This window comes from Bradyrhizobium sp. URHD0069 (assembly GCF_000701345.1).
In the GTDB taxonomy this organism is placed as follows: Bacteria; Pseudomonadota; Alphaproteobacteria; order Rhizobiales; family Xanthobacteraceae; genus Bradyrhizobium.
In genome coordinates this window covers 1-21,146 of the sequence record NZ_JNIJ01000042.1, presented here as the reverse complement: position 1 = coordinate 21,146, position 21,146 = coordinate 1, and the positions used below count along the sequence as shown (strand labels likewise).

The window sequence follows — 21,146 nt, the reverse complement described above, 5'->3', positions numbered from 1 at the left end:
ACTAGGAACAACACGGCGCGGCACCTGGCTCGCCGGCGCGCTGGGCCTGAATTGGCGGACACGGCACTGAGCCATAGGAACAGAACACGCAACAATCACCCGACTCCGGCTTTAGCTTGGTGCCGCAGCCAGTGCATTCATAAAAGAACTGACAGGCATCGGTCGGCATGATCTCCGTTTTCGCAACGGCGCAATGCGGACAGGTGATGGTTGACTCGAGAAGCATCGGATCAGCCCTTGGGTGAGGACGGATAGCCCGCCTTGGTGGTCGCCGTTGTCAGTTGGTTCACATCGGCTTTGGCGTCGTCATAGATGACGGTGGCCGTCTTGTCCTTGAAGGACACCGCAACCTTGGCAACGCCGGGAACGGCTTCCAAACTGCCTTTGACGATGGAGGGGCAGGCCGCGCAGTCCATGTTCTTCACCGCCAAGGTGATCGTTCTATCCGCGGCCATCACTGACGACGACGCGACGATGCCGACGGCAAAAGCTGCGTAGGCGAGAGGCTTGTTCATGGGGAAATCTCCAGTCATGAGTTGAGAAAGAACGGTGCGATGAAGTCGAGGCCGAGCGCGGCGGCGACGAGAACCGTTGCGATGATGAGGTTTGTTTTGACGATGCGGTTCGGCAGCGGGCGGGCGCACGCCTCGTCATCGGCGCAGGCGCGTGCTGAGGACCGGTACACTAGCCAATAGCCGTACCCGAGGAACGCGAGCGTCGCGGCGATGAAGTAGGGCTGGTAGGCGGCAAGTCGGGTGAAGTTGCCGATCCACGCGCCGCTGACCCCAAGGCCGAACAGGACAAGGGGAAGGATGCAGCAAGACGATGCCGCAAGCGCTCCAAGGAGGCCGCCCGCCGCCATTAAAGTTTTCCGGCGCCGGTTGTCGGCAATGTGATCAGGCTGATTGATTGTCATGGGCTAAACCATGCATCCTGTAGTGACTACAGGATCAAGGACAATTCCATGCGTGCCATCACGTCTTCGCGAGCCGAAAACCTTTCAATCGGTGAACTATCCAAGTACAGCGGCGTGAACATTGAGACCATCCGCTACTACGAGCGGATCAAAATGCTCCCGGCTCCGCCCCGAACGGCGAGCGGGCGGCGGCTCTACGGGCCGGCCGAAAAACGGACGTTGGCTTTCATCCGGCGCTCCCGAGACCTCGGGTTCACTCTTGAGGAGATACGCGCCTTGCTGGACCTTGGAGGGCCAGAGCGCGCTTCATGTGCCGACGTGCACAAGATTGCGAGCGCACATCTGGCGAAAGTTCGTAGCAAACTCTCAGACCTCGCCAAGCTTGAGGCCATCTTGGCGGAAACGGTTGCCAGATGTACTGACGGCGCAGCCCCCGACTGCCCGGTACTGGATATTCTCGATGCCGGCCGGCAAGGCGACTAGAGCATGTATCCGATGTCCGACGCTCCGGTCGGATAAGCAAACATGGTCGTCTGCAAATCCCTCGCGGTTAGATTGTGTCGGATTGCGAGTGCAAAGAGGTTGATTACCTCGTCGGCGCAGGGACCGACGATGTGGGCGCCGAGAATCTGACCCGTTCCCTCTTCGACCAGCGTTTTATAGCCATATACCCGCTCCGCCAGACGGCGGGCAGTAAACCAATAGGGCGTGCTCTCCGACTTCAGTTTGTACTTCAATCCCTGGGCCTGCGCTTGGCTCTCGCTTAAGCCGACGGAGGCGATCGGCGGCACCGTGAAAGCTACACTCGGCACCCCTCGATAGTCTGGCTTGTGACGGTTACCATCCAGAATGTTGGTAGCAACGACTAGACCGTCGTGGGCGGATACCGGCGTTAACGGCGGCCCCATACCTGCGGCGTCGCCGGCAGCGTAGACCAGGGGATTGGATACGCTCTGGAGATACTCGTTGAGTTCGAGGCGATTTTTGCTGACCGCGACGTGCCCGCCCGCTAGATCCAGATCCTCTAGTTCAGGCTCGCGACCCGCCGCATGCACGACTAGATCGACTTCCACCGCCTCCTTTCCGCGAGGTCCATCAGCATGCACCAGGAAGCCATTCGTTGTTTGCTCGATGCGTACTGCCGTTGCTTGCGTCCGCACGTCAATGCGGAGTTCGGCAAATTTTACCATCAGCCAATTCACAAGGTCCGGATCGAAATGCAGTAGCATACGGTCGCCCCGTTGGAGCACCGTTACCTGCGCTCCGGCGCGAGCGGCAATGTGCGAAAACTCGGCGGCGATGTAACCGCCGCCAATCAGCACGATCCGCTGCGGCAGACTCTCAAGCTCCAGAAAGCGGTCACTGGTGATAACGTGTTCCGCGCCGGGAAGCCGCAAAGGCACCGGACGTGCTCCGGTAGCAACAAGGATGTGACGTGCCTTGAGTTCCTGTCCTGCGACGGTAACGGCGTCGCGGCCAGTGAACCGCGCAAGGCCGTGAAAAGCATCAATGCCTTGCGCGGCATAACGGGCCTCCTGCTTTTGGGGCACCGGGTCAGTGAAGGTGCGCTTGAAGGCGACCAGTTCAGGCCAACTGATCCGAAGTTCGCCAGCGACCCCGTGACCCTGCATACGGTGCGCGGCATCAATGGCCTCAGCACCGCTTATGAGCATTTTCTTGGGATCACATCCGCGCAGTGCACAGGTTCCGCCGAATGGACGATGGTCCACCACGGCCACTGTCCGACCCGCCCGTCGGACGCGCGTGCTCGCGACCTGAGCCGCGGTGCCCGATCCAATCACCACTAGGTCATGCGGTTTCATTCCGACCTCCTCCAACAAAGAAAGGAGATGCTAGGCCCTGTAGGGGCTAAAGGAGCAATGCTGAATTTGCCTTTTCCTGCTTGTGATTGCCTTTTCTTGCTCAAAATCAAGAGTCTGCACCAAGCTTTTGGATCGGTCAGATCGAGTCAATAAGCGGAAGGTTTGGAGGCACAAGTCCGATGTTGGCAGATTTTGTTGCAAAAGTCTTTTTGCGTCACTGAATACAAATTTTCCGGGCCGTACACGCGGCGATCGAACAGTAATTTGAGGGACTACATTATCTAGCGACGAACTCACCACGACTTCGGTAATGGCCTGGAGTCTGCATCGATCGGCGATTGCGGCTCGTTTGGTCCATTTGCGGGAAATTGATCGAACGGCATTTTGGGAGTTCTGCAACAAAATCGGCACTTAGCGGACATGAGACTTCCGCTCAGTGGTGTCCGTTCATCAGGAGGATACTGTTGCAAAAGTCGAAAATCGAACGACCCCGAAAATCTCGCGAAACTCGATTTTTAGAGGCCTCTACCGCTGCAAAGCCCTCCGGGGGCGATACGAAGGCCGGTGGTCGTTTTTGTATGAAACGATGTGGCCCTCACGTCGCTGCGCGCGAAATGCTTCAGCGGTCTTTAAAATTTTCGTTCTTCACCCGAAAAGGACTTTTTCAACACTATCCACGAGTGAAACAGACATACCCGGACGGGTCAGGATCTCTGTTATCCCGTGCCCTGCCCCTCACCGCATCGGCGTGAAGGCGACCACTCCCCGTCCAAAAGAACGGGGAGAGGTTGAGAAGCCTCAGTTCGTCGGCATGACGTAGGCGTAGATCCGGCCGCGCGAGACCGGCGTTTCCCTGACCCGGTTGCCGTTATTGCCCGAGATCATGATCGGATTTCCCTTGGCATCGATGCCGGTGATGATGCCGACATGGCCACCGCCACGTCCCCGTCCCATCACGGCGATGGCGCCGATCTGTGGTCCAGAGACGCGCTGGCCATAGCTCGCAAACGAACGCGCCATGTCCGAGCCGGTGCCGCGGTAACCGGATTGCTGCAAGACCATGTTCATGAATCGCGCGCACCACAGGCTGCCGCGGCCGGTGGGATTGCGGCCGATGTAGCGGCGTGCCTCAGCGACCACGTTTGACGAACCGAAGCTCGCCGGCGCAGTCATGGTGATGTTGGCGGCAGTCGGTACGACGCTCGCCTGGGCATCGGCGAAGCCGCGCGCCTGTATTTGCGCTTTGCCGCGCGCCCAGCGCGATGCGCGGGCTGTGTGCCGGTAATGCCGATGACTGAAGTGCAGCTTGCCGTGGTGGCCGGCGTGATGGGCCCGGGCGTGCGGCCCTGCGTGATGAGGTTTTGCTGAAGCAGGAGTGGCAATACCGACGATCGCCACGGAAGACAACGCCAGCGCCACAACACGAAGCGACCGGCGGAACGCACGTAACTCAACCATACTCATTCCTTCTTACACTCATTCCTTCTTGAACACCCCCGTTGCCCGTCAGGTCCTCAGGGCAAGGACCAACGTCGCGGCGGGGTATGCAACTTGCGGTGTGCAAGACGCGATGCGGCAGCGCAAGGTTAATCCCGCGGTGATTCCGCGATCATTTGATGGCAAAAAAGAAGCGGTCTCGCCTCATTGCCGCCGCGGGAGTTAACTGCGGTTTTCCAGCTCCGCACCTGCCTTCCGGTCGGCTAAAGAAAAACGCATCAAAGCAAGAACAAGCGAAGGAAACAGCAAATGTCCTATGCCGTCACGAACGACAATGTCCGCCTTTATTTCGAGGAAGCAGGCGAGGGAACCCCGATCATCTTCCTGCACGAATTCGCGGCCGACTACACCAATTGGGAGCCGCAGATGCGTTACTTTTCGCGCGGGCACCGCTGCATCGCCTACTCCGCGCGCGGTTACACGCCGTCGGATGTACCGCCCGCGGCCGAGGTTTACACCTACAGGCATTTCTACAACGATGCGCTCACCGTTCTCGATCATCTCGAAATCGCGAAGGCGCATTTCGTCGGCCTGTCGATGGGAGCGTATTCGTCGCTGCAGATTGGCCTGAACAATCCGGAGCGCGCGTTGTCACTGACGCTTGCCGGAGTGGGTTCGGGTTCAAGCCTTGAGAACCTCGAGGCCTTTCGCGGGCAGTGCCGGGCCAATGCGGATCAATATGAGACGATCGGCGCAGCAGAAGTGGCAAAGGCAACGCGCGAGGCGCCGAGCCGGATTCCGTTTCTGCTGAAGGACCCGCGCGGACACGCGGATTTCTACGACGCGCTGGCCCGGCACGATGCCAAGGGCTCCGCCAACACCATGCGCAGCTTTCAGGGCGGCAGGCCCTCGATCTACACCATGACCGAGGCGATCAGGAAAGTGACGACGCCGACATTGATCATCTGCGGCGACGAGGACGACAATTGCATCGAGCCGAGCCTGTTCCTGAAGAAGCACCTGCCGGCCGCAGGGCTGACATTCTTTCCGAAGTCCGGCCACGTGCTCAATCTCGAAGAGCCGGCGCTGTTCAACGAAATGGTCGAGCGTTTTGTCGCTTTCGCCGAAGCCGGCCGCGGGCCGGTGCGGGACCCGAGGTCGATGATGGCCCAAACTTGAACGTCATTCCGGGGCGAAGCAAAGCTTCGAACCCGAATGACGCCGATGGCATCACTTCGTCTTCTCCGCGCGGCTCAGCAAAAACACGCCCTGCTCGCCGAACATGTTCCAGAACCACCAGGGCGCATTGAACCGCAGCGCTCGGCCATAGAGATCGAGCGCGACGGCGCGCTCCATCTTGACGTTGATTTCGTCGCAGAGCTGCACGAAATCCTTGATGGTGCAGAAATGAATGTTCGGCGTGTCGTACCAGGTCGCCGGCAGGTTTTCGGTGCGCGGCATATGCCCGCCGACCAGCAATTGCAGCCGCATCTTCCAGAAGCCGAAATTCGGGAACGACACGATGGCGCGCCGCCCGATCCGCAGCAAATTCTCCAGCACCACGCGAGGTTGCCGCGTCGCCTGCAGGGTCTGCGACAGGATCACATAGTCGAAGGCATCGTCGGGATAATTGATGAGGTCGGTGTCGGCGTCGCCCTGCACCACCGCCAGACCCTTGGCGACGCAGCGGTTGACGCCTTCGCGCGACAGTTCGATGCCGCGCCCGTCGATGCCGCGGGTCTCAAGCAGCTGCAGCAAGTCACCGTCGCCGCAGCCGACGTCGAGCACCTTGGAGCCGCGCTCGACCATCTCCGCCACCAGCAGATGGTCGCCGCGATAATTCTCGGTTCTCCCGGACGCCACGCCGGTAAGTGGCAAAACCTGTTGTCTTGCGGTCATGTCAGCGTTCCGCCTTGGTCAGGCCGCGCGCGGCGGCCGCGGATTCCAGGAACGCGCGGGAGATATCGAAAAACTCGGGTACGTCGAGCAGGAAGGCATCATGGCCGCGGTCGGTCTCGATCTCCGCGAACGATACCCGTGCGCTCGAGGCGTTGAGCGCATGCACCAGCGCGCGCGACTCCGAGGTCGGAAACAGCCAATCGCTGGTGAACGACACCACGCAGAACCGGGTCTGGATGCCGCGAAACGCCTGCGCCAGCACGCCGTCGTGGTCGGCGGCAACATCGAAATAGTCCATCGCCCGCGTCAGGTAGAGATAGCTGTTGGCATCGAAGCGTTCGACAAAGGAGGAGCCCTGATAGCGCAGATAGCTTTCGACCTGGAAGTCCGCGTCGAACGAGAACGTCGGCAACTCGCGGTCCTGCATCCGCCGCCCGAATTTGCGGTGCAGGGCGGCATCCGACAGATAGGTGATATGCCCGGCCATTCGCGCCACCGCGAGGCCGCGGTGCGGATGCGTACCCTGATCGACATAGCGCCCGCCGTGCCAGTCCGGATCGGCCATCACCGCCTGCCGGCCGAGTTCATGAAACGCGATGTTCTGGGCCGAGTGACGCGTGCTGCAAGCGGTTGGAAGTGCGGAAAAGACGCGCTTTGGATAGGCGGCGGTCCACTGCAGCACCTGCATGCCGCCCATCGAGCCGCCTGTAACACAAAGCAGGGTGTCGATGCCGAGGCGGTCGAGCAGCATGGCCTGCGCGCGCACCATGTCCGGAATGGTGATGATCGGAAAATCCAGGCCCCACACCTTGCCCGTCGCAGGATTGGTCGAGGCCGGGCCGGTCGAACCCATGCAGCCGCCGATCACGTTCGAGCAGATGATGAAATACTTGTCGGTGTCGAGGGGGCGACCAGGACCAACCATGATTTCCCACCAGCCCGACTTGCCCGTCAGCGGATGGAGGTTGGCGACATGCTGATCAAGCGTCAGCGCATGACAGACCAGAATGGCGTTGGAACGCTCGGCATTGAGTTCGCCATAGGTCTGATAGGCGATCTGGAACGGCGCCAGATCGATGCCGCAATCGAGCTTCAACGGCTGGTCGGCGCCGAAGCGCGCCAGCAGCGACGTCGGATGGTCCGCCTCATGCGCGCGCTCCTCGGTATGAGCAGCCGGACTTGGTATCGACCTCACATTTACCATCTTGGCACCGACCTCCTCCGGACGGTTTCGGAAAACCACCGGAAATCAGGCCATAAAAAACCCGGCCTGAACATATGTTCGACCGGGATCACTTCTGTCCCCGGCCTGTTTAGCGAGTTGTTTAACGTGGCTGCAAGCCGGCCGGCTCAAATGACCACGGAGTAAGGCTAATATTAGTTCCCGGTGGTCGTTTCGTCAAGACAAGCCTCGGGTTAACAGGAGGCTCAATCGCGAGCCGCCACCAGGCCTCTCAACGTTTTCTTTGCTTTCGGAGCGCATCGACCCTACCACTGCCGTCGGTCCGCAACTCTGCTCCGCACCCCATGGCGAGGAGGCGCTCTTGCGCCATCTCGAACCATGGGGGAGAACAGCTCGCCCATCCTTTGAGACGCGGCGAAGACACCGCTCCTCAGGATGAGGACACCCTTGGTCTTCAAATCTCTACCTCTCGTCAGGTTTCCCGCATGTCGCAACCGCCCCCCGCTCCGCCCTCCCTGCAGGAACTGCGCAAAGAGATCGACGCCATCGACACAGAGGTCCACCGCCTGCTGATGGCGCGCGGCGACATCATCGATCGCCTGATCCAGGTGAAGCAGACCCAGGAGGTCGGCTCGGCGTTTCGCCCGGCGCGCGAAGCGGAGATGATGCGCCGGCTGGTCGAACGCCATCGCGGCATCCTGCCGCTCGACACTGTCGAGAGTATTTGGCGCGTCATCATCTCGACGTTCACTTACGTACAGGCGCCGTTTTCGGTGCATGCCGATGTTTCGCTCGGCGAATCCGCGATGCGGGATTCGGCGCGGTTTCATTTCGGATTTACCGTTCCCTACGTCTCGCATTTCAGCGCGCCGGCCGCGGTCGATGCGGTGGCCAAATCGAAAGGCGATCTGGCGCTGGTCTCCGCCATTTCCAGCCGCACCCCGTGGTGGATCGCGCTCGAAGCCAGCGGCGCGCCGAAGATCATCGCGCGGCTGCCGTTCGTCGAGCGCGCCGATCATCCGGCCGCGCTGCCGGTATTCGTAGTGTCGCGCGTCGCCGACAGCGCCATGGTAACCGAAGTCGAGATGTGGAGCGTGCGTGTGTCGGGCTGGAACGCCGATATCGCGCGCGCGCTGTCGCCATTGGCTGAAATCGTCGCGGTGCCGGACACCGCCTTCGACGGCGCGGCGCTATTGGTGTCGGTTGCGGGCTCAAGCAGCCTGGAAAAGATCAAGACCGCGCTTATCGAGGCCGGTGCGTCGGTACGATCATCGGCTCTCGTCGGCAGCCATGCAACGCGCTATACGGTGCCCCCGAACGGGGCAGCGAAATCGTAAAAGCCGCCCCCGATCATCCGGAGTTGAAGATGTCCCGACCCGTGCCGAATCCCGGCATTCTCGATATTGCGCCCTACACGCCCGGCAAGAGACCCGTGCCGGAGCCGGGCCGCAAGGTGTTCAAGCTGTCGGCCAACGAGACCCCGTTCGGACCTTCGCCGAAAGCCATCGAGGTCTACAAGCAAGCCGCGGCGCATCTGGAGGACTATCCGGAAGGCACGTCGCGCGTGCTGCGCGAGGCGATCGGCCGCGCTTTCGGGCTCGATCCCAACCGCATCATCTGCGGCGCCGGCTCCGACGAAATCCTGAATCTCCTGGCGCACACCTATCTCCGCCATGGCGACGAGGCGATCAGCACCACCCATGGCTTCCTGGTGTATCCGATCGCCACCAAAGCGAGCGGCGCCATCAACGTCGTCGCGCCCGAGACCAATTTCACCGCCGATGTCGACGCGATCCTGAAGCTGGTCTCGCCGCGCACCAAGCTCGTGTGGCTCGCCAACCCGAACAACCCGACCGGCACCTATCTGCCGTTCGACGAGATCAAGCGGCTGCGCGCCGGACTGCCGCTGCATGTGCTGCTCGTGCTCGACGCCGCTTACTCCGACTACGTGTCGCGCAACGACTATGAACTCGGCATTGAACTGGTGGCGACGACCGACAACACCGTGATGACCCACACGTTTTCGAAGATCCACGGGCTCGCCGCGCTGCGGGTCGGCTGGATGTTCGGACCGGCCCACATTGTCGATGCGGTCAATCGTACCCGCGGACCCTTCAACGTTTCGACGCCGGCGATGCTGGCGGCGGTCGCGGCAATCGAGGACACCGCGCACGTCCAGATGTCGAAGGCGCACACCGAAAAGTGGCGCGGCTGGCTCACCGAAGAGATCGGCAAGCTCGACCTCAAGGTGACGCCGAGCGTGGCGAACTTCGTCCTGATCCACTTCCCGCTCGAGAAGGGCAGGACCTCGGCCGACGCAGATGCGTTCCTCACCAAGCGCGGCCTGGTGTTGCGCGCGCTGAACAATTATGGCCTGCCGCACGCGTTGCGCATGAGCATCGGCACCGAAGAAGCCAATCGCCTCGTGGTCGATGGCTTGCGCGACTTCGTGGCGCGCAAGTGAACGCCGCTCCGGTATTCAACAAGATCGCGCTGATCGGCTTTGGCCTGATCGGCGGATCGATCGCGCGGGCCGCGCGTGAACAGGGGCTCGCGGGCGAAATCGTCACCACCGCGCGCTCGGCGAAGACCCGCGCGCGGGTGCAGGAGCTCGGCATTACCGACCGCGTCGTGGAGACCAATGCGGAGGCCGCAAAAGACGCCGATCTCGTCATCCTGTGCATCCCGGTCGGCGCCTGTGGCGCGGTCGCGCAGGAAATCGCCCACTATCTCAAGCCGGGCGCGATCGTCTCTGATGTCGGCTCGGTCAAGGGCGCTGTGGTGCGGGACATGGCGCCGCATTTGCCCGCCAGCGCGCATTTCGTGCCGGCGCATCCCGTCGCCGGCACCGAGCACTCCGGCCCCGATTCCGGTTTCGCCGAATTGTTCATCAACCGCTGGTGCATCCTTACTCCGCCTGATGGCACCGACGCGGATGCGGTCGAGAGATTGCGCGCATTCTGGGCAGGGCTCGGCGCCAAGGTCGAGATCATGACGCCCGATCATCACGACCTGGTGCTCGCGATCACCAGCCATCTGCCGCATTTGATCGCCTACACCATCGTCGGCACCGCGGACGAACTCGGCCAGGTGACCTCGTCGGAAGTGATGAAATTCTCCGCCGGCGGCTTTCGCGACTTCACCCGCATCGCGGCCTCCGACCCGATCATGTGGCGCGATGTATTTCTAGCCAACAAGGACGCGGTGCTGGAAATGCTCGGCACGTTCAACGAGGACCTCTCGAAGTTGACGCGCGCGATCCGTCGCGGCGACGGCGAGGCGCTGTTCGAGCATTTCACCCGCACCCGCGCAATCCGCCGCGGCATCGTCGAGATCGGCCAGGATTCCGCAGCCCCCGACTTCGGCCGTCCGCACGCACAATTGGGGAAGAAGGCGGAGTAAAGCCTATCGTCGTTCCCGCGAAAGCGGGAACCCATAACCACCGGCGTTATGTCATAGTGGCGCAGGGCAACTTTCTTCGCTTCACGAGCGCCGGGGTTATGGATCCCGGCTCGCGCTCGCAAGCGCTCGCTTGGCCGGGACGACGGCTGGGGAATATCAAAACAGCGGCGGGAGCTGCGCCACTTTCACTGCGCCCAGAAACACCGCGCCGTCGACAAAGCGCAGCGGAAACGCCCGCGCCTTCTTGCCTTCCAGCACCGCTTCCTTGCCGAGCGCGTTGATGCCGGCGGCGACGCCGACATTGGCGTTTTGCTTGACCACCTTGCCAAGACCCGGAATCGCGCGGTCCAGCGCGCCCAGGAGATTGTTGACGTCGGAGGTTTTGACGCCGGGCGCGACACGATCGAGGGTTGCCTGCGGCACGCCCTCATCCAGCATTTTCTCAATGCCCAACGCCGGAATCACCTTCTCCAGTCCGGCAACGGTCATCTGCAATTCGCCGTCCAGGCGGCCGTTCGCGGTGAGACCGAGCGTGCCGGCGGCGACCGCGACCAGATCGCCCTGCGCGATCCGGGACTGCACGATCTCGACATGGCCGCCGGCGGCCTGGATTTCGCGAAACCGTACTGGCCAGGGCTTTGGCGAAAAATCCTTCAGGCCACTGAGCATCGCCCGCACATCGGCATTGAACGGCTCCGCGAGCAGCGGATGCACCTCCTGCAGGCTGCCTGCTTCGATTTTCAGTACGGTTTCGACCACGGGGCGATCGAGCGCAGAGCCGTCGGCAAGACGGCCGTGCAGTTCGATGTGCTTGGCGCGCGCCAGCGGCGCCGGCACTGATCCATTGACGCGATCGATCGAGGGATCGTCGAACACAAGAGAGATGCGCTGCGGGACGGCCGGCAATCCCACCACGCTGCTGCGGGCCTTGCTCCAGTTCACCATCATCAAAGGCTGCTGGCTCCGATCGGAAATCGTTGCCGGCGCGGTAAATTCCGCGATCAGCAGTTTCGGATCGTAGACTTGCGCCACGATCAGAATTTCGCCGAGCTTTGCGGTGATCGGCGCTTGGGTCGCAGTCTGCTCGGCGGTCTGCGATACCAGTGACACGCTGGCGCCATCGCAGCGGACTTCAAGGCGGAACGGAAAGCCGGCCACCGAGCGCCTGGCACAATCGTAGACCCGGCCGGATTTCGCCTCGCGGGCCCGCCAGGCGTCGGCTGTGACATCGACCTGGGACGCCGCATAGAACCAGAACGCGCTCCATGCCGCGGCGGCAATCACGAGCAAGGCGGGCGCGATGAAAAGGCGCCAAAGCGGGCGCCGGCGCGGCGCGAGGGTCATATCAGGCATGCGGCGACCTTTGTCTAATGATTTTGTCAATAAAGCGATGTGCTCGGCCGATAGGCAAGGTAACCCATTTTCAGACCATGTGAAATTCTGCTAGGCGTGCAGCCGATGGCTGCGAAAATCCTGTCCGAAGCGGAATCGTCCAAAGGCGACCTCTGGGTGTTCGGCTACGGCTCGCTGATGTGGCGGCCGGGCTTTGAATTCATCGAGCAGGTCCCGGCGCGGCTGATCGGCGAACATCGCGCGCTGTGCGTCTATTCGTTCGACCACCGCGGCACGCCGGAAAAGCCCGGCCTGGTGCTCGGGCTCGACCGCGGCGGCGCCTGCCGTGGCATCGCATTCCGGGTCATGGCGAAGCAACGCAAATACACCGTGGAATATCTGCGCAGCCGCGAGCAGACCACCAATGTCTATCGCGAGGTCATGCGTTCCGTCTGGCTTGAGAACGAAGCCCGACAACGGGTCAGTGCGCTGGCTTACGTGGTCGATCGCGGCCATGTGCAGTATGCCGGGCGACTGTCATTGACGGAGCAGCTCCGACACGTGCTGCAGGGGCACGGTCGTTCCGGAAACAATCGCGACTATGTTCTGTCGACCGTAGCATCCATCGAGAAGCAGGGCTTTCGCGACCAGCAATTGCATCAACTGGCGGCGATGCTGCACGATGACTCCGCGCTGCATCTTCACCCTCCGCTCAAGACAGAAGATAAGTAAAGGTTTACGCCTTCGCCGATACCGAACTCGGCACGCGGCCGAACAACTGAGCCTGCTCCCGGCGCCCCGCCTCGACCAGCCGGTTGGTCGCGTCCTCGATCACGCCGGAGACGCGGGCGATGAATTCGCGACGCGACAGGCCGGGCGGCAACGGATCAAGAATTTCGACCACCAGCGTTCCCGGATAACGCATAAACGTTCGGCGCGGCCAGAACAGCCCTGAGTTGAGCGCAACCGGCAGACAAGCCACGCCGCAATCTACATAAATCTGAGCGACGCCGGTCTTGTAGTGCGGCGCTGCATCGACCGGCGTTCGCGTGCCTTCCGGAAAAATAATCAGCTGGCGGCCGCGGCGCACTTCCTCGCCGGCGCGGCGTGCCATCGCCAGCAAGGAGCGGCCGCCGGCGCGACGATCGATTCCGATCATGTTCGACTTGATCAAATACCAGCCGAACAGCGGGATCCATTTCAGCTCCCGCTTGTGGATGAAAAGCGGCTGATCGAAAAACTGCAGCAGTGCGAAGGTTTCCCACATCGACTGATGTTTCGATGCGACGATCAGCGGTCCCTTTGGAATTTTCTCAAGGCCGCGATACTCCACCTTGACGTTGCAGATCACGCGCAACAGCCAGATGCTGCTGCGCGCCCAGTATCTGGCGACATTCATGATGGCCCAGCGCGGCATCAGGTAGGTCGGGATGCCAACGATCACCCAAAATGCCAGCAGCAGGTAGAACAGCACATTGTAGACCAGCGAACGCAAGAAAATCGAAACCATCGAAAACCCGATCAGTTGGCTTGAGCCGTCGCCGGTCTGCGCGGCGTACGCAATCCGGCCGGCTGGTCCGCGAGCTCAGGCGTCAATTCGAGACCGGCATCAGCCAGGCGCACCCGCACTTCCGCAGCGACGTACTTTACATACTCCGATAGCAATAGCCGCAGTGTCGCGCCACTGGTCCACCAGGGCTCTTCGCGCCATTTGTCGCCGACCACCGCGAATGGAATCAAGGCAGTGTCGGGCATCGCATGCGACAATTCGACGATTGCCCGCGGCATGTGATAATTCGACGTCACCACGATCACCGATTTAAAGCCGCGCTCGTGCGCCCAGCGCCGGGCCTCCGCTGCATTGCTGCGGGTGTTGACGGCGGAGCGGTCGAGATCGACGCAGCATCTTAGCAACGACTGATTGTCGGGCAGCGAGCGGGAAATGTCGCTTGCCGCATTGGTCGGATGGACGCCCGAAATCAACAGCCGCTTGCCATAGCCGCCGGCGAGCAATTCCATGGCGTCCGAGACCCGCGATGAACCGCCGGTGAGCACGACGATGCCGTCGGCTTTGCGGTTAGGCTTCACTTCAGCACCACGCAACTGCGAGAGAAACCCGACGAAGCCGATCGCCGCGCCGACGAATACAATCGCCAGCGCCGCTACGATCGCCGCGCGCAGCCAGCCGCGGGGCGCAGTGACCGGCGGATTCGGCGATTTATCGTTGGGCTGCAGACTCATGCGATGCTTGCGACCTCCCCCCACAATTCTAGAAGGTTTTCAGACGATGTGGAGTCCGGTTTGCCGCCGTATTCGTAACCGTGCACGTCAATCGATGTCATCAAGTGTTGAGAACAGCGTTCGCCGCGATGCCCAGGCGGTGATCGCCGCGATCAGCACCGCCTGCGCCGCCAGTGCCAGATAACCCGACGGGCGCAGCGAAAACGTGCCCAGTAATGCCGCGAACTGATCGCCGACCGGCGTGCCCGAGAACCAGCTGGCGATCGATTCGGAAAAGCCGAACGCCAGCATCGCAACGCCGCCGCCGATCACGCCGCCTTGTAGCCCGAGCCGCAGAAAATGCCGCAGGAACCGGTTGGCGATATAGCGGTCGCCGGCGCCAACGAAATGCAGCACTTCGACGATGGGTCGGTTTGCCGCCATCGCGCCGCGGGTCGCAAACGATACCGAAATGATGGTCGCGACAATCACCAATGCGAGAATGCCGATGCCCGCGAACACGGTGGCGCCGGTCATCGACCGCATCCGCTCGATCCAGGCGCGGTGATCGTCGACGCTGGCGGACGGCGCCACCTTGGTTACCCGGCTGCGCAGCGCCGCCAGATCAAGCACGGCTCCGCGCTGGACCCGCGCGACAATGACGCGCGGCACCGGCAGATCCTCCAGCGCGAGCCCGCTGCCGAGCCAGGGTTCCAGCAGCTTGGCGGATTCCGCTCGGGTGAAGGGCCTGACCTCGACGATGCCGGACTGCGCGCGCATCGCCTCAGCTACCGCCGCCGTATCGCGCTCGATATCGCGCCCGGCTGCGGGCCGCACCTGAATGGTGATTTCACTCGCGACCTCCGACTGCCACTCCGCCGCCGAGGCGCTCACCAAAAGCACCGTACCGGTGGTAATCGAAGCGAGGAAAGTCATGATGGCGACGACGGCGACCAGCGCGCGGCCGGCGATCGAGGCGCGCGGCACGATCGGCGACATATTGCGCGCCCGCGGCGGCACCTGCGGACGCTCGTGTCCGAGATCCACCAAGGGGCCATGCTCGTCGTCGGTTCTACTCATAGACATGCAACCGTCCTTGATGCAGCACCAGCCGCCGCGCGTCATACTGATCCATCAGCGTGATGTCGTGGGTTGCGATGATCACCGCGGTGCCGGACTTGTTCAGTTCGATGAATAGCCGCAACAATCGCCGCCCCAGCGTCGGATCGACATTGCCGGTCGGCTCGTCGGCCAGCAATAGATGCGGCCGCGAGATCACGGCGCGGGCGATTGCCGCACGCTGCTTTTCGCCGCCGGACAGAATCGGCGGCAGCGCATCCATTCGCTCGCCGAGACCGACCCATTTCAGCAGATCGATGACTTCCTTGCGATAACTTGATTCCTCGCGGCCCATTACCCGGAATGGCAGCGCCACGTTTTCGTACGTTGTCATGTGATCGAGCAGCCGAAAGTCCTGCAGCACGATGCCGATCCGTTTGCGCAGATTGGCGATCTCATCCTTGCCGAGCAGCGAGACGTCTTGGCCGAACAGATTGACCAGACCGCGCGTCGGTCGCAGCGACAAGAACAATAGCCTCAGCAGCGAGGTCTTGCCGGCGCCGGACGGGCCGGTGAGAAACTGAAAAGAGTGGGCGGGAATCAGGAAACTGAGGTCGCGCAGAATCTCCGGACCCAATCCGTAGCGCAATCCGACATTTTCGAACCGGACCAAGCTCAGCTCCGTTCGATGGGGGGACGAGACCGGAAACCAGCCCGCAGCTTGATTGCTTCGCCGCCGCTGCGGGCCAACCAAAATGGTTGTGCTTCGATTATGGTTTCCGATTCGTTAATGGTCGCCTTGTAGCATCCGCACAGCGTCATTGTGGAGATTGGCTCCATGCCCATCATTTGCCCCCATTGTACAACGTCCTACGCCATCGATCCGGCTACCTTGGGCGCGGCTGGCCGTACCGTCCGCTGCTCCCGCTGCAAGGAAGTGTGGCTGGCGCGGCCGGAGGACGCGACCGAGCTCACAGCTCCGGCGCCTGCAATGGCGGCAGCCGGCCAACAGGCCGCGCGCGCGGATGCCGCCGCGGAATGGGAGGCTCTCGCGCGCGAAGACGATCGCGAGACAGAGGAAACCCCGGTCGTCGATAGCCCCTCGATATCGGGCGACTGGCCGGTTGACGGCGACAACTCGCTTGCGGCGACTGAGGCCGATTGGCCGTCGATCGCCCGTCACGACATGCAGGAGGCCAGCTTGGCGCGGCCACGCCAATCCTGGTTCCGGAAGCTGATCGGACGGCCCGCAGTGCTTCGCGCGCCGGGAAAACCATTTGTCAGCCTTCCCACGGCCTGCGCCGCCATGGGCGCGCTGGTGCTGGCGCTGGTGATCTGGCGCGTCGACTTGGTTCGGCTGCTGCCGCAGACCGCTACGTTTTACAAAATGGTCGGCCTCGAGGTTAATCTGCGCGGGCTGCTGTTCAAGGACGTGAAGATCACGACCGAGACCGTGGAAGGCAAACCGGTGCTGGTGATCGAGGGCGTGATAACAGGAGAGGCCCGCAAGCCGGTCGAATTGCCGCGGCTGCGCTTCAGCGTTCGCGACGCGCAAGGATCGGAGATCTACGCCTGGAACACGGTACTGGAGCAGCCCGTGCTGAAGCCCGGCGAACAAGCCCGGTTCAAATCGCGGCTGGCTTCGCCCCCGCCCGAAGGCCGCAATATCGATGTACGCTTCTTCAACAAGCGTGACATCGCCGGCGGCAATATTTGAACGGACCGTTCGGTCCCGCTCCGCGAAAGATGGATGGCAGATGCCGCGCGTGTTGATCGCCGACGATGAAGACTCCATGCGCATGCTGGTGGCGCGCGCCATCGCCATGGACGGCCACGCCACGGTCACCGCGGAAGACGGCGCCGAGGCGCTGGAAATCCTGAGCCGCGAACAAGGCGCCTTCGATCTCTTGCTCACCGATATCCAGATGCCCGTCATGGACGGCATCGCGCTGGCGCTGACGGCGGCTCGCGATTTTCCGGATCTGACGATTCTGTTGATGACCGGCTTTGCCGATCAGCGCGAACGCGCCTACGGCCTCAACGCCATCGTACACGACGTCGTCACCAAGCCGTTTTCCGTGGCCGACATCCGCGCGGCGGTGGGCGCGGCACTGGCGACGCGGAAGACCGTCTAGGTCGTCAGGCAAATTCGTCATTGCCGGGCTCGACCCGGCAATCCATCCACTTCGAAAGAGTCCACTGAAGAGCGAGGGATACGCGGGTCAAGCCCGCGTATGACAATCGTGGCCGTGACCACGTCGTTCGTACCACACCGAAGCCTAATAATCCTTCAGCAGCCGCTCGATGTAATCGAGTTCGATCTGCGGGCGCTGCGGATCGGCAAGGCGGCGGCGCAGTTCTTCCAAAATCCGGCGCACCCGCTGCACGTCGATTTCGCCGGGGATCTTCACCGTCAGATCGTCGCCGAATTCGCGCCCGTGCAATGGCCGCCCTAACGGGTCGCTCTGATTGCCGCCGCTCTGCTGGCGGCCGGCGCGATTGCCTGGGCCGTCGCTCTGTCCGTCGCCGTCGCCCTGCTGCATCGCCTCGGCGAGGCTCTGGGCGCCCTTGCGCAGGGCATCCAGCGCGCGGCCTTGTGAATCCACGGCGCCATCGGCGTTGCCCTCCCCTAACCTGCCGGTGGCATCGCCCATGGCGGAATCGGCTTCGCCGAGGCCATCTTCGCCGTCACCCTGTTCCCCCTGTTGGCCTTGCTGGCCGGGCTGGCCTTGTTGACCCTGCTTGCCCTTTTCACCGCGCTGCCCCTTCTCGCCGCGCTGGCCCTGTCCCATGCCGCGCTTGGCAAGCTCTTGCTGCAATTGTTTCAGGCGGTCGTGCAGCCCTTGCTGATCCTGCTGCAGATCGTCCATGCTTTGATCGCCCTGCTTGCCGCGCATGCGATCGCGCCGTGAATCCTGGCCCTGCTTGAAGGTCTTGTCGCGCAATTGCTGCTGCTTGCGGATCATGTCGCCAAGCTCGTTCAGCGCCTGCTCCATATCGTTGTCGCCGGACTGGCCGGGCTGCGCCATTTGCAGATTTTCGAGCATCTGCTGCAGCTGCTCGAGCAATTGCTTGGCGGCGTCCTTGTCGCCGGAGCGCGACAGCCGCTCCATGCGCTCGATCATGTTATTGAGATCCTGCTGGCGCATCACCTTGGTATTGGGATCGAGTGGCCGCGCCAGTTGCTGCGGGTTGTTGCGCAGCTGTTCGGCGAGCTGGCGCATGAAATTATCCAGCGCCGCGCGCAGGTTCTCGGTGAGCTTTTTGATCTCTTCGTCGCTGGCGCCGCGCTCCAGCGCCTGCTTGAGCGCCTCCTGCGCGGCCCGCAACGCCTTGTCGACGTCGCTGATGTTGCCGTCCTCGATGGTGACCGCGAGTGCCCACAGGCTGGCGACGACCTCGCGCATGGCGTCGTCGGTACGGGCGGTATCGAGCTGGCGCGCGACGCTGTAGAGGCCGAGATACTGACCGGCTTCGGGCGTGAACAAATCCGGCGCGATCATCAGCGCTTCGAGCGCCGCATAGACCTGTGAATTCTGATTGGCGTCGAGCGCCAAAATGCGCCGCTGTTCGATCAACGCGCGCGCCAGCGGCTTGGTGAACAGCCGCTCCGGAAGCCGCATGTTGAACGGCTCGCTGCGGCCTTCATTGCCGGCCTCATCCTTCGCCGTCAGGGTCAAGGTGACGTCGGCTCCGGCATAGGGATCTTCGCTGAGGTCTTTCACGGTCTGCCCGACGCCGTTGCGCGTCCGCGCGTTCGGAAGCACCAGCGCAAATTGCGGCGGGTCGAACAGGGGCCGCGCCGCGGTAGCGGGTTTCGGCGCCTCTCCGGGACGGACCGCAAAACGTGCCTGCGCTTCGGTGACGCCGTAGTCATCCTCGATCTTGTAGGACATCTGCAGCGAGCCGCGGGCTTGACGTTCCGGGTCTTTCGCGAGCGAAATAATGGGGGCGCGATCGGGGATGGCGCTGAACCTCCATTGCGGCTGACCGGACGGCGCGCGGACATGCGCCGTGCCATCGCCGGCGATGGTGAAGTGCCGTTCGTTGGTACCCTTGGGCGCCTGCTCGGTCGGCACGGCCTCGGTTATGCCGCCGCCCACGACTACATCCAGAGAGCCGCCGCTTGAGCGCACGAGCAGCGTGCTGCCTGCCGGAACCGGCAAGGGTCCCGCACCCGGCGTGGCGGCTTCCTTGTTCGCCGCCGACAGAATGATCGGAGGCTTTCCGGTATAGAGCGGCGGGGTCACCCAGGCATCGACCCTGACATTGGCCGGCGACAGCACGCCGTTCCAGTCGAACGCCGCCGAAACCCGCAACATGCGCTCGTTGCCGGCAGCGACATAGGCCGCGACCAACATCACCGCGACCAATGCGCGCAACGCCCAGGGATCGTGGATCGGAAGTCGCGGCGACGGCAGTCCGGCGCGAATCCGCTTGATCGATGCCAGGGTTCGCTCGCGCTGCACCTGCCATAGCGCCCGCGCCACCGGGTCCTGCGTGACCAGCGTATCGGTAAGCGCGGTCGCCGGGCGATGGCGGATGCCGCTGCCGCGGTCGAGCCGGCTCAGCGCCTCTTCACGATTCGGCCAGCGAAACCGGACCAGCGGGAACAGCGCGCCTAGCGCCAATAGCGCGAACAGCCCCAATCCAAAGGCGCGCGCGACAAACGGCAGCGCCAGCCACAACCCAGCCCAGGACACCACCAGAAACAGTCCGATGACGCTGAGCAACCGGGCTAGATGCGGCCAGCTTCGCTCCCAGGCGATCGCATATTTCGCCCGTTGCAAGGCCTGGCCCAACTGCAACCGCGACATGGCATCAGGATCGCGGGCTGGCTCTGATGGGTCGGGGGTGGCGCCGCTCAATAAACTCTCCGGGTTTTCCGAAACAGCACTCTAGCACAACGGCGGCAATGAGGCACCCGTCCCGGGGCACTAACCCACGCCCCCAACACGCATAACACGAAGGAGTGACTGGAGCGCGGCGACCTCGTAACGTCGACTTTCGGACCATCAGGGTAGGGCCCAAAGGAAACGCTATGGACAAGAAAACGCACGACAAGGGACTGGAAATTCGCAAAGCGGTACTGGGCGATGCCTACGTCAACAATGCTCTGAAGAATGCCGACGATTTCAACCAGCCGTTTCAGGAACTGGTCACGGAATATTGCTGGGGCGCGGTATGGGGCCGGGAAGAATTGCCGCGCAAGACCCGCAGCATGCTCAATCTGGCGATGATCTCGATTCTCAACCGGCCGCACGAGTTGCGGGTGCATATCAAGGGCGCGCTGGTCAATGGCGTGACCAAGGACGAGATTCGCGAAATCTTCATGCAGGTGGCGATCTATGCCGGCGTGCCCGCGGGGGTCGACAGCTTCCGCATCGCGCGTGAAGTGTTCGCCGAGTTGGACAAGGGTTAGATCTCAACCCTCATGGTGAGGAGGCGCTTGCGCCGTCCCGAACCATGAGGCCGGGAAAAATGGATAACAAAATCATCCTTCGAGACGGCCGCGATGCGGCCTCCTCAGAGTCTGACTCAAAATAGGTCATTGGCATATCAGGTTCTTGCCAGGCGGCGGGAAAGCAGGCGGATGCTTGCAATCAGGACCCAGGCTTCCGCGCTGGCTATGGATGCCTCGAAGTCTTTGGCAAGCCTTCGATTGCGACCGAACCATGCAAACGTGCGCTCGACGACCCAACGCCGAGGCTCGGCTTTGAACGTTCCCACGCTCTGCGAGCGGGTGACGATCTCGATGGTCCATTTGCCCTGATCGGCGAGTGCCTCGAGCAATTTCGGACCTCGGTAGACGCGGTCGGCGAAGATGTGGCGCAGCCTGGGGAACATGCGGCCGATGATCCGCAGCAGCGGGACT

23 protein-coding genes and 1 riboswitch are annotated in these 21,146 nt (G+C 62.4%); of the genes, 9 read left to right on the top strand and 14 right to left on the bottom strand.

Annotated features, from left to right (window positions below; all coding sequences use genetic code 11):
- Position 1: 1 nt before the first annotated feature.
- Genes N554_RS42235 through N554_RS0123585 form a run of 3 tightly spaced genes read right to left on the bottom strand, consistent with a single transcriptional unit; the run spans position 2 to position 862 of the window.
- Entirely contained in the window at positions 2-226 is a 225-nt protein-coding gene (locus tag N554_RS42235; RefSeq protein ID WP_081851381.1) for a GDCCVxC domain-containing (seleno)protein, read from the bottom strand.
- 4 nt (positions 227-230) lie between these two features.
- Positions 231-515, bottom strand: coding sequence for a mercury resistance system periplasmic binding protein MerP (gene merP / locus N554_RS0123590; protein ID WP_029585755.1), 285 nt, complete (start codon positions 513-515; stop codon positions 231-233).
- 14 nt (positions 516-529) lie between these two features.
- On the bottom strand, positions 530-862 hold the full coding sequence (locus tag N554_RS0123585; RefSeq protein ID WP_245283693.1) for a mercuric transporter MerT family protein: 333 nt from the start codon (positions 860-862) through the stop codon (positions 530-532).
- Positions 863-964: 102 nt separating this feature from the next.
- Here N554_RS0123585 and N554_RS0123580 point away from each other — a divergent pair, with 102 nt between their 5' ends.
- A complete protein-coding gene (locus tag N554_RS0123580; RefSeq protein WP_029585753.1) occupies positions 965-1,399 on the top strand; it encodes a MerR family transcriptional regulator in 435 nt (144 codons plus the stop codon).
- On the opposite strand, the gene N554_RS0123575 is transcribed toward N554_RS0123580, so the two are convergent.
- The gene (locus N554_RS0123575) at positions 1,396-2,739 is read right to left on the bottom strand and encodes a dihydrolipoyl dehydrogenase family protein (protein WP_029585752.1); all 1,344 of its coding nucleotides are present in this window, start codon (positions 2,737-2,739) and stop codon (positions 1,396-1,398) included. The genes N554_RS0123580 and N554_RS0123575 overlap by 4 nt on opposite strands.
- A gap of 798 nt (positions 2,740-3,537) precedes the next feature.
- The gene (locus N554_RS0123570) at positions 3,538-4,197 is read right to left on the bottom strand and encodes a TIGR02594 family protein (protein WP_029585751.1); all 660 of its coding nucleotides are present in this window, start codon (positions 4,195-4,197) and stop codon (positions 3,538-3,540) included.
- Between the two features lie 288 nt (positions 4,198-4,485).
- Here N554_RS0123570 and N554_RS0123565 point away from each other — a divergent pair, with 288 nt between their 5' ends.
- Positions 4,486-5,355 (top strand): alpha/beta fold hydrolase, encoded by an 870-nt coding sequence (locus tag N554_RS0123565; protein ID WP_029585750.1) that lies wholly within the window; start codon positions 4,486-4,488, stop codon positions 5,353-5,355.
- A gap of 51 nt (positions 5,356-5,406) precedes the next feature.
- Here N554_RS0123565 and metW read toward each other — a convergent pair whose 3' ends face one another.
- Both metW and N554_RS0123555 read right to left on the bottom strand, forming a co-directional pair.
- Positions 5,407-6,075 (bottom strand): methionine biosynthesis protein MetW, encoded by a 669-nt coding sequence (gene metW / locus N554_RS0123560; protein ID WP_029585749.1) that lies wholly within the window; start codon positions 6,073-6,075, stop codon positions 5,407-5,409.
- Position 6,076: 1 nt separating this feature from the next.
- On the bottom strand, positions 6,077-7,279 hold the full coding sequence (locus tag N554_RS0123555; RefSeq protein ID WP_029585748.1) for a homoserine O-acetyltransferase MetX: 1,203 nt from the start codon (positions 7,277-7,279) through the stop codon (positions 6,077-6,079).
- Between the two features lie 88 nt (positions 7,280-7,367).
- A riboswitch (SAM riboswitch) is annotated at positions 7,368-7,447 on the bottom strand.
- A gap of 296 nt (positions 7,448-7,743) precedes the next feature.
- Here N554_RS0123555 and N554_RS0123550 point away from each other — a divergent pair.
- The 3 genes from N554_RS0123550 to N554_RS0123540 are packed head-to-tail and all read left to right on the top strand — an operon-like array spanning position 7,744 to position 10,660.
- A complete protein-coding gene (locus tag N554_RS0123550) occupies positions 7,744-8,595 on the top strand; it encodes a chorismate mutase (RefSeq protein WP_029585747.1) in 852 nt (283 codons plus the stop codon).
- 29 nt (positions 8,596-8,624) lie between these two features.
- A complete protein-coding gene (locus N554_RS0123545) occupies positions 8,625-9,722 on the top strand; it encodes a pyridoxal phosphate-dependent aminotransferase (protein WP_029585746.1) in 1,098 nt (365 codons plus the stop codon).
- Positions 9,719-10,660, top strand: a complete 942-nt coding sequence (locus N554_RS0123540; RefSeq protein ID WP_029585745.1) for a prephenate/arogenate dehydrogenase family protein — start codon at positions 9,719-9,721, stop codon at positions 10,658-10,660. The genes N554_RS0123545 and N554_RS0123540 overlap by 4 nt, the downstream gene beginning before the upstream one ends.
- A 156-nt stretch (positions 10,661-10,816) precedes the next feature.
- Here N554_RS0123540 and N554_RS0123535 read toward each other — a convergent pair whose 3' ends face one another.
- A complete protein-coding gene (locus tag N554_RS0123535) occupies positions 10,817-12,013 on the bottom strand; it encodes a DUF2125 domain-containing protein (RefSeq protein WP_029585744.1) in 1,197 nt (398 codons plus the stop codon).
- 105 nt (positions 12,014-12,118) lie between these two features.
- Between N554_RS0123535 and N554_RS0123530 the strand changes: the two genes are divergently transcribed.
- Positions 12,119-12,724, top strand: a complete 606-nt coding sequence (locus N554_RS0123530; protein ID WP_029585743.1) for a gamma-glutamylcyclotransferase — start codon at positions 12,119-12,121, stop codon at positions 12,722-12,724.
- A 4-nt stretch (positions 12,725-12,728) separates the two neighbouring features.
- Here the strand turns inward: N554_RS0123530 and N554_RS0123525 are convergent, their stop codons facing one another.
- The 4 genes from N554_RS0123525 to ftsE form a co-directional block, all read right to left on the bottom strand.
- Positions 12,729-13,502, bottom strand: coding sequence for a lysophospholipid acyltransferase family protein (locus tag N554_RS0123525; RefSeq protein WP_029585742.1), 774 nt, complete (start codon positions 13,500-13,502; stop codon positions 12,729-12,731).
- An 11-nt stretch (positions 13,503-13,513) separates the two neighbouring features.
- A complete protein-coding gene (locus tag N554_RS0123520) occupies positions 13,514-14,233 on the bottom strand; it encodes a YdcF family protein (protein WP_029585741.1) in 720 nt (239 codons plus the stop codon).
- An 87-nt stretch (positions 14,234-14,320) separates the two neighbouring features.
- The gene (locus N554_RS0123515; RefSeq protein ID WP_029585740.1) at positions 14,321-15,292 is read right to left on the bottom strand and encodes a cell division protein FtsX; all 972 of its coding nucleotides are present in this window, start codon (positions 15,290-15,292) and stop codon (positions 14,321-14,323) included.
- Entirely contained in the window at positions 15,285-15,944 is a 660-nt protein-coding gene (gene ftsE / locus N554_RS0123510; protein ID WP_029585739.1) for a cell division ATP-binding protein FtsE, read from the bottom strand. Before ftsE ends, N554_RS0123515 begins: the two co-directional genes overlap by 8 nt.
- Positions 15,945-16,109: 165 nt before the next feature.
- Between ftsE and N554_RS0123500 the strand changes: the two genes are divergently transcribed.
- Positions 16,110-16,988, top strand: coding sequence for an MJ0042-type zinc finger domain-containing protein (locus N554_RS0123500; RefSeq protein WP_029585738.1), 879 nt, complete (start codon positions 16,110-16,112; stop codon positions 16,986-16,988).
- Between the two features lie 40 nt (positions 16,989-17,028).
- Positions 17,029-17,406: a response regulator gene (locus N554_RS0123495; protein WP_029585737.1), complete on the top strand. Its 378-nt coding sequence runs from the start codon at positions 17,029-17,031 to the stop codon at positions 17,404-17,406.
- Positions 17,407-17,550: 144 nt separating this feature from the next.
- Here N554_RS0123495 and N554_RS0123490 read toward each other — a convergent pair whose 3' ends face one another.
- On the bottom strand, positions 17,551-20,139 hold the full coding sequence (locus N554_RS0123490) for a TIGR02302 family protein (RefSeq protein ID WP_029585736.1): 2,589 nt from the start codon (positions 20,137-20,139) through the stop codon (positions 17,551-17,553).
- A 173-nt stretch (positions 20,140-20,312) separates the two neighbouring features.
- On the opposite strand from N554_RS0123490, the gene N554_RS0123485 reads away from it, so the two are divergent.
- Positions 20,313-20,693 carry a carboxymuconolactone decarboxylase family protein gene (locus N554_RS0123485; protein ID WP_029585735.1) on the top strand — a complete coding sequence of 127 codons (381 nt, stop codon included), beginning with the start codon at positions 20,313-20,315 and terminating at the stop codon, positions 20,691-20,693.
- Between the two features lie 137 nt (positions 20,694-20,830).
- Here the strand turns inward: N554_RS0123485 and N554_RS0123480 are convergent.
- The coding region (locus tag N554_RS0123480; protein WP_029583110.1) for a transposase at positions 20,831-21,146 on the bottom strand (316 nt) is incomplete at its 5' end.